We start from the raw sequence: 12,147 nt of genomic DNA, 5'->3' as shown, positions 1-12,147 counted from the left end.
GACGCCCGGACGCGCAGCGCGCACGCGCAATCCCGTCAGATGCAGGAGGAACGCGCCGACCCGCGAACAGCGCCGGTTTGCCGTCCGGGGGCCCTCGTACCGTCATGCCGTCCGAAGTCCCACGAGCGCTGGGAGCGCAGGTGCCCCTCTGCTTCATCGAACCTCATGACGCCATCCGCGTCATCGCTGATTCCGTCGGCCGGGAGGCCCGGCGGCAGCTGCTCGGCGAGCTCGTTCGCGCCTGGGTGGACGAGATCCCGAGCGTGAGCTCGACACGCACTACGCCAAGGCCGTCGCCGACCTCGACGAGCACGACCTCTCCATGCTCGCCGCGTGGCACGCCTCGCTGGAGGTCGGCCAGCCCATCGCCAACCGCGACTTCCTCATGAACGTCTTCCCGACCCTCGGCGAGAACCGCCGGGAGGCGCTGAAGATCGCGGCGGGCTTCCGCGGCGAGGAGGCCTTCGAGGCCGGGGTCGCCGAGGACCAGGCGCTGGACACGGTCCTGCCGCGCCTCTCGCGCGCCCGCTCGCTGGAGCTCGCGAGCGAGTGCCTCGAGCTCTACCTCTGGGACCGGCTGGGCTCCGACAACTAGCCCGGGCGCCGCTCAGGCCGCGGCGCCGTCGGCCACGCGACGCAGCACGTCGTAGCGGCCGACGCCCGACTGGCCCTCCATGCGCCAGGTGAAGAACGCGCAGTCCAGGCGCAGGCGCCCGAGGTCCAGGGTCGTCCCGCAGGCCGCCTCGCCCGCCGCGCGGTGCGCGTGGTCGTCGTCGGCGCCGACGTAGAGCTCGAGCCCCGCGTGGCGCTGGCGGCCCTCGGCGTCGTAGGTCGTCGACAGGCGCGGGTCGGCGATGACCGTCGCCACGGCGCCGCCGAGCGCCACGGCCGCCCCGCCGCCGACGTGCTCGTCGTCGTCCTCGCCCGGCGGCGCGAGCAGGACGGCATGGATCGCCTCCTCGGCATGGGAGGCCGCCTTGGCCGGGCGCACGGTCGTCATCGTCACGCCGCGGCCGTCCTCGAGCCAGACGCCGATCGTGCGCGCGAGCGCGAGCTTGTCCCAGTCCGGCGTGCCCCAGGAGTGGCCGCGCTGGCCGCGGCCCGTGAAGCGCCGCGTCTGGCCGTCGACCACGACGCTGCCGCTGACGTGCACGAGCTGGTCGTAGCCCTCCATGCCGCCCAGCCGGCTTGCGGGCAGGCCGGCCTCCAGGACCGCGGGCTCGCTGAGCGCCGAGAGGTCCAGGGAGAAGCCGTGGCGGCCGTCGGCGTCGGCGAAGTGCACGCGCCAGGCGCGCAGCGGCTCGACGATCTCGGTCTCCAGCCCGGCGGCCTCGATGCCGCCCCAGGAGGTCGTCTCGGCGTCGGGCTCCGTGCCCCCCTCGGCCCGCACCGCGACGGGGCCGCCGCCGGCGAAGAGCATCGCCAGGCCGCTCGTGACGATCTCGCCGCCGCTGCGCGCCCGGCCGATCCGCGCCACGCCGCACACGTCGGCCGTCGCGTCGCTGAACGCGACGGTCACCGCGTCGCTCTCGCCCTCGGCCAGCTCGCGCGGGTCCTCGGCGTCGGGGGTCACGGTCACGGGAGCCTCCTGGGGTCGATCTCGGTCGCGGTGCCGTCCACGTCGAAGCCCTGGCCGCCCGGCCGCCGGCCGCGGCCCCCGGGCATCCGCGGGTTGGGCAGGTCGGCGAGCATCGCGAAGCTGAAGCGGCGCACGAGCACGCGGCGCAGGACGGTGCGCGTGGGCGGCAGCAGGAGCAGGGCACCGACGACGTCGCTGCAGAACCCGGGGGTGACCAGGAACGCGCCGCCGAAGATGATGAGCACGCCGTCGAGGACCTCGCGGGCGGGCATCCTGCCCTCGGCCAGCGCCGCCCGGAAGCGCTGCCAGGCCGCCCGGCCCTGGGACTTCATGAGGATGCTGCCGACGAGGGAGTCGCCGATGAGCAGGGCGATCGTCCAGAGGGCGCCGATCGCCTGGCCGACCTGGATGATCACGTAGATCTCGAGGATCGGGACGACCACGAACAGGGCCAGGAGCACCAGGAGGGGCATGGGGCCCAGAGGCTACGCGGTCGCGCGCGGGACCGGCTCAGGCGGGCAGCGGCGCGGCGGGCTCGACGACCACGCCGGGGAGGCGGTGCAGGCCGACGAGCTCGATGAGCCGCAGGATCTGCGGCTGGGCGCCGTGGATGTGCACGATCCCGCCGGCGTGGCGAACGCGGCGCGACACCATCGCGAGATCGACCATCAGCGAGGGGTCGGCGAACGCCAGCTCGTTGAGGTCGACGACGAGCGGCCCCTCGGCGTGCAGGGCCCGCGAGAGGGCCTGCCGGCGCAGGCTCTGGGTGGACCGGTCCTCGTCCCCGGTGCAGCGCAACACGGCAGGATGTTCGCTGAAGGAGACGATCTCGCGAACCTACATGAGCGCCGGGGCTAGACTCAAGGAATATGCCGTCTGTTGAAGATGTGGAAGCGGCCCTCACCAACGTGATCGACCCCGAGCTCGGCTTGGACTTCGTCGAGCTGGGCCTGATCTACGGCATCGAGGTGACCGGCGGGGACGTCCACGTGACCTTCTCGCTGACGTCGCCCGGGTGCCCGATCGGACCGCAGGTCAGCGAGCAGATCGAGGAGTTCGTCACCGAGCTCGACGGCGTCACGTCGGTCGAGTCCTCGATGGTCTTCACCCCGCCCTGGACCCCGGACCGGATGTCCGAGGACGCGAAGTTCGCCCTCGGCTACTGAGCCGCCGCCGGCGCGCCGCGGCCGGCGTACCCTCGTCCGGGATGCGAGGTCCGGTGGTCTGCGCCGTGGTGCTCGCCGGGCTGACGGTCGCGCCCGGCGCCGCGGTCGCGGCTCCGGCGCCCACGCCGCCCACGGGCCGGCTGCTCGTCACGCTGCGCCCGCCGGCCCACGGCACGGCGCAGGCCGCCGCGGCCCGGGCGGTGGCCGCGCGCGCGGGTGCCCGCCCCGCGGGCCTGTCGGTGCCGCAGCTGCGGCTGGTCGGCGTCCGCGCCCGGCACGGCGCGTCGCTGCGCGCGCTGGCCCGCCGGCTGCGGGCCGACCCGGCGGTGGCCTCCGTGCGGGCCGAGCGGCGCTTCACGCTGCGCTACGTGCCCGACGACCCGGCGCTGACCGACCCCGAGCCGCGCGCCGAGCCCGGCACCGTCGTCGAATGGTGGGCGGCCCGCGAGAGCCTGCCGAGCGCCTGGGACGTCACGCGCGGCGACGGCGCCCGCGTGGCCGTCATCGACACCGGCGTGGACGCCACCCATCCCGACCTGGCCGCGCGCATCGTCGCGACCGCCGACTTCGACGCCGACAGCGCCGACGGCCCCGCGACCGTCGACGAGGTCGGCCACGGGACCCACGTCGCCTCCCTGGCCTGCGCGACATCCGGCAACGGGATCGGCCTTGCCGGGGCGGGCGGCAACTGCGACCTGCTCATCGCCAAGAGCGACCTGACGGAGGGCAGCGTCGCCGAGGCCCTGGTGTGGGCGGCCGACAACGGCGCGCAGTCCATCGTCATGAGCTTCGGCACCGACGGGCGCGTCCCCGCCTCCGACGCCGTGGTGCAGGCGCTGCGCTACGCCGCCGCGCACGGCTCGGTGCTCGTGGCCGCGGCGGCCGACGACCCCGTCACCGAGCAGGGCGACCCGGCCAACGTGCTGCAGCCCACCGGCACGGGCCCCGACATCACCCAGAACCTCGGCCTGTCGGTGACCGCGGCGACCGCCGCCGACGCCCGCGCCTCGTTCGCCGGCCGCGGCGGGCAGATCTCCATGGCCGCCTACGGCACGTACGGCGGCAGCGGCCCCAACGGCCTGCTCGGCGCGTTCCCCGCGCAGACCACCGCGCTGGAGCGCGGCGGGCCGACCTCCGACCAGCCGCCGTGCCACTGCCGCACGACGTTCGACGGCGACCCGCGCTACGCCTACCTGCCCGGCACGTCGATGGCCGCGCCGCAGGTCGCCGCGGTCGCGGCGCTCATGCGCGCGGTCAACCCGGCGCTGCCGCCCGCCGACGTCGTGCGGCTGCTCAAGCAGACCGCCCACCGCCCCTCGGCGGTCGGCTGGACCGGCGACCTGGGTTGGGGCATCCTGGACGCCGGCGCCGCCATGGCGGCCGCCCGCGCCATCGACCGCACGGCGCCGACGTCGTCGCTGCAGCGCCCCGTGGTCCGCGGGCGCTCGATCCGCCTGCGCTGGCGCGGCGAGGACGACACGCTGCCCGGCGTGGCCTCGACGGGCATCGACCACTTCGAGGTCTGGCGCTCGGCCGGCGGCCGCCCGGCGCGGCGCATCGCCACCACCCGCGCGCGCTCGATGCAGCTGCGCGGGATGCGCGGCCAGCGCTACGGCTTCTTCACGATCGCCGTCGACCGCGCGGGCAACCGCGAGGCGCCGCCCGTGCGCGCGGACGCCAGCGTGCGCATCGCCCGCCGCTGACGCGGGCCGCGGCGCTCAGCCGCGCGCGCCCGCGCCGCGCCGTGCCGAGGCGCCGTTGGCCGACGCGCCGTTGGCCTCACCGGCGGCGCGGGGCGGCGAGGTGCGGCTGCGCGCCAGCGCGACGAGCTCGGCCAGCGAGGTGCGGATGCCCTCCGCGAAGTCCTCGAGGTCGCTCAGCGCGTCGTAGTCGCCCAGCAGCCCGAAGTTCATCTGGCCGTTGTAGGACATGATCGCCACGGCCAGCGCGTGGTTCTTGGGCAGGAACGCGACAGGGAACACGTCGGTCATCTCGCGCCCGCGCACGTAGAGCGGCAGCTGTGGTCCCGGGACGTTGGTGACGATGAGGTTGAACAGCCGCGTCGAGAAGTTCAGGCGCGAGGCCTGGGCGAGGATCGTCGGCGGGGCGAAGCCCTGCACGCCGGTGAGCACCTCGGCGCCCACGGCCTGCTTGGACTCCTTGAGCCCGTCCATCGCGAGCTTGACGGCGCGCAGGCGTGCCACGGGGTCGTCGATGTAGACCGGCAGCGGCGCGCGCATCGCGGCGATCCGGTTGCCGAGCGTGTTGGCCTCGTGGTTGCCGCGCGTGGAGACGGGCACCAGCGCCCGCAGCTCGACGCCCTCCGTACGCACGCCGCGGCCGTGCAGCCACGCGCGCAGCGCGCCGCTGACGACGGTGAGCACGACGTCGTTGACCGTCCCGCCGAACGCGTTCTTGATGAGCTTGAAGTCGGCGAGGCTGTTGCGGACGACCGTGTAGCGGCGGTGGGGGCCGATCTCGACGTTCAGCGGCGTCGCTGGCGCGGGGTTCAGCCCGGCCCACACGACCTCGCCGACGCCCTCGGCCGCCTCCGTCGCGGCGCGCAGCGCCGACTGGGGCCGCGCGATCGCGCCGAGCACGCCCGCCACGCCGGCGGCCGCGGCCTTGGCCAGGCCGATCGCCCCGCCGGCGACGAGGTCGACGGGCGTCGGCTCGCGGTGCGGTCGCCAGGGCTCGTCGGGGTGCGGGACCTCGGCGGGCACGGGCGTGACGTCGAACATCACCGTCGCGAGGTCGACGCCAGAGATGCCGTCGATGAGCGAGTGATGGGTCTTGGACAGCAGCGCGAAGCCGCCGCGCTCCAGGCCCTCGACGATCCACATCTCCCACAGCGGCTTGGAGCGGTCCAGCTGCTGGGACATGAGGCGGCCGACCAGCCGCCAGAGCTGGTCCTCGGTGCCCGGAGCGGGCAGCGCGGTCTGGCGCACGTGGTACTCGAGGTTGAACGTCGGGTCGTCGACCCACAGCGGGCGGCCGGCCTCCAGGGGCGGCTCGGCCAGGCGCTGGCGGTAGCGGGGGACGAGGTGCAGCCGCGAGCGGATGTGGTCGAGGATCTCCTCGAACCGGGGGGCGGGGCCCTCGCACAGCACGACCCCGCCGATGTGCATGTGCGACGCCGGACCCTCCTGGGCCAGGAACGAGGCGTCGATCGCGGTCAGTCGATCCAGGTGCTGCTGTGCCATCGCGGCCTCCCGTCAGTCACGTGGCGGCAGCCTACTCCGGGCCTCCGGCCGCTGCATGCCCTCAGGTGCGCCCGGTACCGTGCCCGGGCACGCCATGGCCCCCGTCCTGCCGATCCGCTCCTGACCGTGGCCGTCTCCGAGAACGACGGAGGCCGCTTCTCGCCCCGCCTGATCGTCGTGGCGATCGTGGGCCAGGTCGCGCTCATCGGCGTGCTCGTGCTGCTGGCCGTCGGCGGCCTGCCGTTCACGGGCGCCAAGGACAAGGGCGGCGGCCCGGAGGCCCAGACGGCCGTGGCCGGCAAGGTGCCGCACGCCCGCTTCGATCGCTTCGACGGCGCCGCCGCGATGCGCATCGCCAAGCTCCAGGTCGACGCCGGCCAGCGCCCCGCGGGCTCACCCCAGCTGCGCCGGCTGGCGGTCAAGCTCGCCGGGCTGCTGCCCGACGCGCACTTCGAGGACGTGCCCGGCCACCCCGGGCTGCGCAACATCGTCGGCCAGCTGCCGGGCCCGGGCCCGGTCATCGTCATCGGCGCCCACTACGACAGCGAATACCACCCCAAGGGCTTCGTGGGGGCCAACGACGCGGCGGCGGCGGTCGGCACCGTGATCGAGCTCGCCCGCTCGATCAGGCGCCTGCGGCGCACCGCGGTGTCGCCGGGCATCCGCTTCGTGCTCTTCGACGGCGAGGAGGAGCCCTTCCCGACCAGCGACTTCTACCGCGACGCGCTGCGCGGCTCGAAGTCCTACGTCCAGATCCACGCCGAGGAGGTCCGGGCGATGATCCTGCTGGACTACATCGGCAACACGGGCGTCCGCTTCCCGCGCGAGGGGACCAGCACCCCGTCGCTGTGGAGCCAGGTGCGCGGCGCGGCCGACCGCGTCGGGGTCCAGGGCATCTTCCCCAACCGCTCCGAGGTGTCGATCTTCGACGACCACACGCCGTTCCTGCGCGCGGGCATCCCGGCGGTGGACCTCATCGACTGGAGCTACAAGTACAAGGACGGGCTCCAGGACACCTACGACAAGCTGTCGGTCGACAGCGTCGACGCCGTCGGCGAGACGATCACCGAGCTCATCCGCACCTGGCCGACCGACGGTACGCCGGCCGGCTGAGCGCGGGGACGCGCCCGGCCCGGACCTGCGCGGTCCGGGCCCCGATCGAGCGCTCTACACTCGTGACCCGCATGGCCGCCACCGTCGAGAAGCTCCTCTTGGCCGCCCCTCGCGGATACTGCGCCGGGGTGGATCGCGCCGTCCAGACCGTCGAGCACGCGCTCGCGCTCTACGGCGCGCCCGTGTACGTCCGCAAGGAGATCGTGCACAACAAGCACGTCGTGGCGCAGCTGCGCACCCGCGGCGCGATCTTCGTCGACGAGCTCGACGACTCGATCCCGGAGGGCGCGACGACCGTCTTCTCCGCCCACGGCGTCTCGCCGATGGTCCACGACGACGCCGCCCGGCGCGGCCTGCGGACGATCGACGCCACCTGCCCGCTGGTGACCAAGGTGCACCGCGAGGCCGTCAAGTTCGCCGCCGAGGGCTACACGATCGTCCTCATCGGCCACGCCGGCCACGAGGAGGTCGAGGGCACGATGGGCGAGGCCCCCGACAACATGGTGCTCGTCGAGACCGAGGAGGACGTGGACACGCTCCAGGTCCCCGACGAGACCAAGATCGCCTACATCTCGCAGACGACCCTGTCGGTCGACGAGACCCGCTCGATCATCAACCGGCTGCGCGAGCGCTTCCCGGCGATCACCGGGCCCCGCACCGACGACATCTGCTACGCCACGACCAATCGCCAGGCGGCCGTCAAGCAGATGGCCGGCCACTGCGACCTGCTGCTCGTCGTCGGGTCGCGCAACTCGTCGAACTCCAACCGCCTCGTGCAGGTCACGCGCGAGCTGGGCACGGCCTCGCACCTCATCGACGACGTCCGCGAGATCGATGAGTCGTGGCTGGAGGGCGTCCGCGTCGTCGGCATCAGCTCCGGCGCCAGCGCCCCGGAGGAGCTCGTCACGCGCGTCGTGGAGTTCTTCCGCGCGCGCGGCGTGACGGACGTGGAGGAGTTCAAGGTCGTCCAGGAGGACGTCCGCTTCATGCTCCCCAAGTCGATCCGCCAGGCCCTCGCGGGCGCCACGCCCGCGGCCTGACGCGCCGCCGGCGCGCCCCGGCGCTCAAGTCGGGGGGCCGCCCGACCGACCAACGGGGACGGAATGTCCCTCCGACACCCGTTCTTCGGCGCGGCGACGCGCGTCCTGCTCTCGGTGGCCGGCCTGGTGGCCGGGACGGTCTACGGCGCCTGGCCCACGGCCACGGCGTGCTTCGCGGGCCTGGCGGCGCTGACGATCGCCCGGGCCCGGGCGGCCGAGCGCCACGCCGTGCGCCAGCGCGAGCTCTCGCTGGCCGATCCGCTGACCGGCGTGGGCAACTATCGCCGCCTGCACGAGCGCCTCCACGAGGTCACCGCGCAGGACCCCGAGCGCTTCGCGCTGCTGACGCTCGACGTCGACTCCTTCAAGGCGATCAACGAGACCCACGGCCACCTGGAGGGCGACCGCCTGCTCCAGGAGGTCGGCCGCGTGCTCGTCGAGAACGTCCGCGGCTCCGATGTCGTGGCCCGCCAGGGCGGCGACGAGTTCGCCGTGCTGGTCCCGGAGGCCGACGCCGACGGCGCCACGCTGCTGGTCCAGCGCATCGAGGCGGCGCTGGCTCGCATCGACGCGGCCGACCACACGCCCGTGCGGGCCTCGATCGGCGTGGCGGTGTTCCCGCAGGACGGCGCGACGCCCGACGACCTGCTCGAGAAGGCCGACCTCCACCTGCGCCTGACCAAGCAGCGCCGGCGGGCCGCCGCTCTGCTGTCCGACCAGCCCGTCTAGCCGCTACAGCCGGCGCCGCAGGCGGTCCAGCCGGGTGTCCCAGCGCCCGCCGGCCTCGGCCATCCACGCCATCGCCCCGGTCAGCGGCTCGGGCGTGAGGCGGTACCGGGTCTCGCGCCCGGCGTGCTCGGCCTCGGCCAGGCCCGCGTCGCGCAGGAGGACCAGGTGCTTGGCGATGGCCTGCCGGCTCACGGGCAGCTCGCCGGCCAGCGCCGAGGCGGTCAGTCCCGGGGTGCGGGCCAGCAGTCGCACCACCTCGCGGCGCGTCGGGTCGGCCAGCGCGGCGAAGACGGGTCCCGGATCATCGGCCATCGGCGGCTCAGACCGCCGCCATCTGCGGGCCGTGGGCGCGGCGCAGCGACGCGGTCGTGGCCGTCGCGGCCATCCGCAGCGCCACGAGCGGGATCTCCACGACGACCAGGCGCGTGCGCCCGTCCTCGAGGTCGTCGAGCGTGAGCTCGACGAGCGACGGATCGCCCGCGGGCGCGCACCATGACAGCGCGACGCGGCGGCCCTCCTCGACCTCCTCGACGCAGACCAGTCGCTCCTCGCCGTCCTCGCGCACGGTCCCGCGCTCGCCCGGCGCCACGGCCGCCAGGTCGACGTCGTCGGCCAGCCAGGACGCCAGCCCGGCGGGCTGGCCCAGCAGCGGCCAGACGGCCTCGCGCGGCGCGTCGAGCTCGGTCTCGCGGCGCACGGCGCCGACCTCTTCGTGCAACTCCATGGTTGCGAATGCTACCGTCCTGCCCAACGCGCAACCAAATGGTTGCGCACGGAAAAGGAGACCAGCCGATGCCCCTCGTCCCCATGGTCGTCGAGCAGTCGCCGCGCGGCGAGCGCTCGTTCGACATCTACTCCCGCCTGCTCAACGACCGCGTCGTGTTCCTCGGCAGCCAGATCGACGACGAGATCGCCAACCTCATCGTCGCCCAGCTCATCCACCTCGAGGCCGACGACCCCGACAAGGACATCAGCCTGTACGTCAACTCCCCGGGCGGCTCGGCCTACGCGGCGCTGGCGATCTACGACGCGATGCAGTTCGTCGCCTGCGACGTCGCGACGATCTGCTGCGGGATCGCCATGTCGGGCGGGTCGCTCGTCCTGGCCGGCGGCGCGTTGGGCAAGCGCATGGCCCTGCCCAACGCGCGGATCCTCATCCATCAGCCGCACGGCTCCTACCAGGGGCAGTCCACCGACATGGAGATCCACGCCCGTGAGGCCATCGCCCTGCGCCGGCGCTACGAGGAGCTCTACGCCGAGCACACGGGCCAGGACGCGGCGCGGGTCAAGGCCGACATCGAGCGCGACCGCTACTTCACCGCCCACGAGGCCGTGGCCTACGGGCTCGTCGACCGGGTCATCTCGTCGCGCTCGGAGGCCACGCCGCCGCGGCGGGCGGCCGGGATCGCCTGAGGGCGCCTGCGGCGGCGGATAGCCTCGTCGCCGGATGCGCACGCTCGTCGTCTCGGATCTGCACCTCGGCGGGCGCACGGGGGTGGACGTGCTGCGCCGGCCCGAGGCGCGGCCGCCTCTGCTCGCCGAGGTCGCCGGCGCCGACCGCCTCGTGCTGCTCGGCGACACGCTCGAGCTGCGCCAGGGGCCCGTGCGCGAGGCGCTGGGCCGCGCCGAGCCGGTCCTGCGCGACCTCGCCGGCGCGCTGCCGCGCGGCGCCGAGGTCGTGCTCGTCCCCGGCAACCACGACTACGCGCTGGCCGCCCCGTGGCTGGCCGCCCATGCCGGGCCGCTGGGCCTCGAGACGTGGATCGCTCCCGCGGAGGCCTCGCCGGCCGCCGGGCAGGTCGCCGCGTGGCTGGGGGCGGGGGAGGGTCGGGCGGTGGACCTGGCCTATCCGGGGCTCTGGCTGCGCGACGACGTCTACGCGACCCACGGCCACTACCTCGACCCGCACGGCACCGTGCCGACGTTCGAGCGCCTCGCGGCCGGCGCGATGCAGCGCCTCGCGCAGGCCGTGCCCTCGCCGGCCGTCGCCGAGGACTACGAGCGCGTGCTGGCCCCGCTGTACGCCTGGATCGACGCGGCCGCCCAGCGCGCGGGCGACGACCGCCCCGCCGCCGGGGCCGGGCGCGCGGGCCGGGCCTACTCCATGCTCAGCGGCGACGGGCACCGGCCCATCCGCGCCCGCGCGCTGGCCGCCGCGTTCCCGCTCGGCATCGGCGGGCTGAACCTCCTGGGCATCGGGCCGCTGAGCAGCGACCTGTCCTCGGCGGCGTTGCGCCGCAACGCGCTGACGGGCATGGGGCAGGTCACGGCTCGCCTGGGCATCGTGGCCGAGCACGTGATCTTCGGCCACAGCCACCGGACGGGGCCGCTGCCCGACGACGACCTGCTCGAGTGGCGCACGGCCTCGGGCGCGTGGCTGCACAACACCGGCAGCTGGGTCAACGAGGGCTGGTTCACCGACCGCACGCGGTCGGCCAGCCCCTACTGGCCGGGCGGCGCGATCGTGGTGGCCGACGAGGGGGCGCCGCAGCTGCTGCGCCTGCTGCAGGACTTCAGCCCGCGGCCAGACCCGGCGTGAAGCAGACGGCATGGACCGTCACTCCCGGCCCGGCCTCGATCTCGAGCACGCCGTGCTCGTGGCGGCCGTGGTCGACGAGCAGGTGCGCGCCGGTCCAGGCGACCTCGCGGTCGGCGCCGTTGACCCGCAGCGTCCCGGTCCCCTCGAGCACCGCCCAGACCGCGCCGGCCTCGTAGGGGCCCGACCACGCGCCCTCCTGGTCGGGCGTGGGGACGACGATCCGCGCGTCGGGGTCGTCCTCGGGGTGCAGGAAGGCGACCGGGTCGCGCTCGACGCCGAGCAGCTCCTGGATGGCCGCCTCGGTCTCGTGGTAGCCGCCCTCGCCGAAGTGGACCTCGAACAGCCGCAGATCGCGGTCGAAGAGGTAGCGGGCCGGCCAGCCCTCGTTCTCGTAGATGCGCCAGAGCTGCAGCTCGGTGTCGAGCAGCACCGGGTGCGCGATGCCCAGGCGCGCGACGGCGGCGGCGACGACCGCCTCATCGCGGCCCGGTGCGAAGCCGGGCGCGTGGACGGAGATGACCCGCAGGCCGTCGGCCTCGTAGCGCTCGTGCCAGGCCTGCAGGTAGGGCAGCGTCCGCAGGGAGGCCGGCCGGCAGACGTCGAAGAACTCGAGCAGCACGGGCCGTCCGCGCTGCTGGTCCATGCGCAGGGACGCCACGTTGAGCCACCGCAGGGCGGCGGGGAACATCGGGGCGGCGATCGTGTCCGTGGGCACCCTCATGCGCGCAGCGACGGTAGCGCAGACGGCTGTCCGCGGACCTTCCCGAGGCCCACCGCA

The 12,147-nt window shown here is 74.6% G+C and carries 15 protein-coding genes; 8 read left to right on the top strand and 7 right to left on the bottom strand.

The features are described from left to right. Positions 1 to 322 precede the first annotated feature (322 nt). The gene (locus FSW04_RS27540; RefSeq protein ID WP_228430638.1) at positions 323 to 595 is read left to right on the top strand and encodes a hypothetical protein; all 273 of its coding nucleotides are present in this window, start codon (positions 323 to 325) and stop codon (positions 593 to 595) included. A gap of 12 nt (positions 596 to 607) precedes the next feature. Here FSW04_RS27540 and FSW04_RS22030 read toward each other — a convergent pair whose 3' ends face one another. From FSW04_RS22030 to FSW04_RS22020, 3 genes are read right to left on the bottom strand one after another with little or no spacing between them, the layout of a single operon-like run. Beyond that, on the bottom strand, positions 608 to 1,579 hold the full coding sequence (locus FSW04_RS22030; RefSeq protein ID WP_146922346.1) for a hypothetical protein: 972 nt from the start codon (positions 1,577 to 1,579) through the stop codon (positions 608 to 610). After that, positions 1,576 to 2,052 (bottom strand): FxsA family protein, encoded by a 477-nt coding sequence (locus tag FSW04_RS22025; RefSeq protein WP_146922345.1) that lies wholly within the window; start codon positions 2,050 to 2,052, stop codon positions 1,576 to 1,578. Before FSW04_RS22025 ends, FSW04_RS22030 begins: the two co-directional genes overlap by 4 nt. 37 nt (positions 2,053 to 2,089) lie before the next feature. Next, positions 2,090 to 2,380, bottom strand: a complete 291-nt coding sequence (locus tag FSW04_RS22020) for an STAS domain-containing protein (protein WP_187369009.1) — start codon at positions 2,378 to 2,380, stop codon at positions 2,090 to 2,092. Between the two features lie 86 nt (positions 2,381 to 2,466). On the opposite strand from FSW04_RS22020, the gene FSW04_RS22015 reads away from it, so the two are divergent. Together FSW04_RS22015 and FSW04_RS22010 are read left to right on the top strand one after the other, a co-directional pair. Further along, entirely contained in the window at positions 2,467 to 2,745 is a 279-nt protein-coding gene (locus FSW04_RS22015) for a metal-sulfur cluster assembly factor (RefSeq protein ID WP_267128264.1), read from the top strand. A 41-nt stretch (positions 2,746 to 2,786) separates the two neighbouring features. After that, positions 2,787 to 4,448 carry a S8 family serine peptidase gene (locus tag FSW04_RS22010; RefSeq protein ID WP_146922342.1) on the top strand — a complete coding sequence of 554 codons (1,662 nt, stop codon included), beginning with the start codon at positions 2,787 to 2,789 and terminating at the stop codon, positions 4,446 to 4,448. 15 nt (positions 4,449 to 4,463) lie between these two features. Here the strand turns inward: FSW04_RS22010 and FSW04_RS22005 are convergent, their stop codons facing one another. Further along, on the bottom strand, positions 4,464 to 5,948 hold the full coding sequence (locus tag FSW04_RS22005) for a WS/DGAT/MGAT family O-acyltransferase (RefSeq protein ID WP_146922341.1): 1,485 nt from the start codon (positions 5,946 to 5,948) through the stop codon (positions 4,464 to 4,466). A gap of 126 nt (positions 5,949 to 6,074) precedes the next feature. On the opposite strand from FSW04_RS22005, the gene FSW04_RS22000 reads away from it, so the two are divergent. The 3 genes from FSW04_RS22000 to FSW04_RS21990 all read left to right on the top strand — a co-directional run bounded on the left by FSW04_RS22000 (position 6,075) and on the right by FSW04_RS21990 (position 8,830). Next, on the top strand, positions 6,075 to 7,061 hold the full coding sequence (locus tag FSW04_RS22000; RefSeq protein ID WP_146922340.1) for a M28 family metallopeptidase: 987 nt from the start codon (positions 6,075 to 6,077) through the stop codon (positions 7,059 to 7,061). 71 nt (positions 7,062 to 7,132) lie between these two features. Then, positions 7,133 to 8,101: a 4-hydroxy-3-methylbut-2-enyl diphosphate reductase gene (locus FSW04_RS21995; protein WP_146922339.1), complete on the top strand. Its 969-nt coding sequence runs from the start codon at positions 7,133 to 7,135 to the stop codon at positions 8,099 to 8,101. Positions 8,102 to 8,164: 63 nt separating this feature from the next. Continuing rightward, the gene (locus FSW04_RS21990) at positions 8,165 to 8,830 is read left to right on the top strand and encodes a GGDEF domain-containing protein (protein ID WP_146922338.1); all 666 of its coding nucleotides are present in this window, start codon (positions 8,165 to 8,167) and stop codon (positions 8,828 to 8,830) included. Between the two features lie 3 nt (positions 8,831 to 8,833). Here the strand turns inward: FSW04_RS21990 and FSW04_RS21985 are convergent, their stop codons facing one another. Then, complete coding sequence (locus FSW04_RS21985; RefSeq protein WP_146922337.1) at positions 8,834 to 9,142, bottom strand: ArsR/SmtB family transcription factor; 309 nt, start codon at positions 9,140 to 9,142, stop codon at positions 8,834 to 8,836. Between the two features lie 7 nt (positions 9,143 to 9,149). Then, positions 9,150 to 9,554, bottom strand: coding sequence for an SRPBCC domain-containing protein (locus FSW04_RS21980; RefSeq protein ID WP_146922336.1), 405 nt, complete (start codon positions 9,552 to 9,554; stop codon positions 9,150 to 9,152). A 68-nt stretch (positions 9,555 to 9,622) separates the two neighbouring features. On the opposite strand from FSW04_RS21980, the gene FSW04_RS21975 reads away from it, so the two are divergent. Both FSW04_RS21975 and FSW04_RS21970 read left to right on the top strand, forming a co-directional pair. After that, positions 9,623 to 10,243: an ATP-dependent Clp protease proteolytic subunit gene (locus tag FSW04_RS21975; RefSeq protein WP_146922335.1), complete on the top strand. Its 621-nt coding sequence runs from the start codon at positions 9,623 to 9,625 to the stop codon at positions 10,241 to 10,243. Between the two features lie 34 nt (positions 10,244 to 10,277). Then, positions 10,278 to 11,369, top strand: coding sequence for a metallophosphoesterase family protein (locus tag FSW04_RS21970; RefSeq protein ID WP_146922334.1), 1,092 nt, complete (start codon positions 10,278 to 10,280; stop codon positions 11,367 to 11,369). Here the strand turns inward: FSW04_RS21970 and FSW04_RS21965 are convergent. After that, positions 11,344 to 12,090 (bottom strand): thioredoxin domain-containing protein, encoded by a 747-nt coding sequence (locus tag FSW04_RS21965; protein WP_146922333.1) that lies wholly within the window; start codon positions 12,088 to 12,090, stop codon positions 11,344 to 11,346. The two genes, FSW04_RS21970 and FSW04_RS21965, sit on opposite strands and share 26 nt — an antisense overlap. Positions 12,091 to 12,147 lie beyond the last annotated feature (57 nt).

Origin of the sequence: Baekduia soli, from assembly GCF_007970665.1 — a bacterium.
Lineage (GTDB): Bacteria > Actinomycetota > Thermoleophilia > Solirubrobacterales > Solirubrobacteraceae > Baekduia > Baekduia soli.
Note: the sequence above shows the minus strand (reverse complement) of the source record. Positions and strands in the feature narration are given on the sequence as shown.

Coding starts and splice junctions, on each gene's coding strand:
- FSW04_RS27540 (WP_228430638.1), top strand. CDS start 323: ATGCTCGCCGCGTGGCACGCCTCGCTGGAGGTCGGCCAGCCCATCGCC.
- FSW04_RS22025 (WP_146922345.1), bottom strand. CDS start 2,052: ATGCCCCTCCTGGTGCTCCTGGCCCTGTTCGTGGTCGTCCCGATCCTC.
- FSW04_RS22010 (WP_146922342.1), top strand. CDS start 2,787: ATGCGAGGTCCGGTGGTCTGCGCCGTGGTGCTCGCCGGGCTGACGGTC.
- FSW04_RS22005 (WP_146922341.1), bottom strand. CDS start 5,948: ATGGCACAGCAGCACCTGGATCGACTGACCGCGATCGACGCCTCGTTC.
- FSW04_RS21995 (WP_146922339.1), top strand. CDS start 7,133: ATGGCCGCCACCGTCGAGAAGCTCCTCTTGGCCGCCCCTCGCGGATAC.
- FSW04_RS21990 (WP_146922338.1), top strand. CDS start 8,165: ATGTCCCTCCGACACCCGTTCTTCGGCGCGGCGACGCGCGTCCTGCTC.
- FSW04_RS21985 (WP_146922337.1), bottom strand. CDS start 9,142: ATGGCCGATGATCCGGGACCCGTCTTCGCCGCGCTGGCCGACCCGACG.
- FSW04_RS21980 (WP_146922336.1), bottom strand. CDS start 9,554: ATGGAGTTGCACGAAGAGGTCGGCGCCGTGCGCCGCGAGACCGAGCTC.
- FSW04_RS21975 (WP_146922335.1), top strand. CDS start 9,623: ATGCCCCTCGTCCCCATGGTCGTCGAGCAGTCGCCGCGCGGCGAGCGC.
- FSW04_RS21970 (WP_146922334.1), top strand. CDS start 10,278: ATGCGCACGCTCGTCGTCTCGGATCTGCACCTCGGCGGGCGCACGGGG.
- FSW04_RS21965 (WP_146922333.1), bottom strand. CDS start 12,090: ATGAGGGTGCCCACGGACACGATCGCCGCCCCGATGTTCCCCGCCGCC.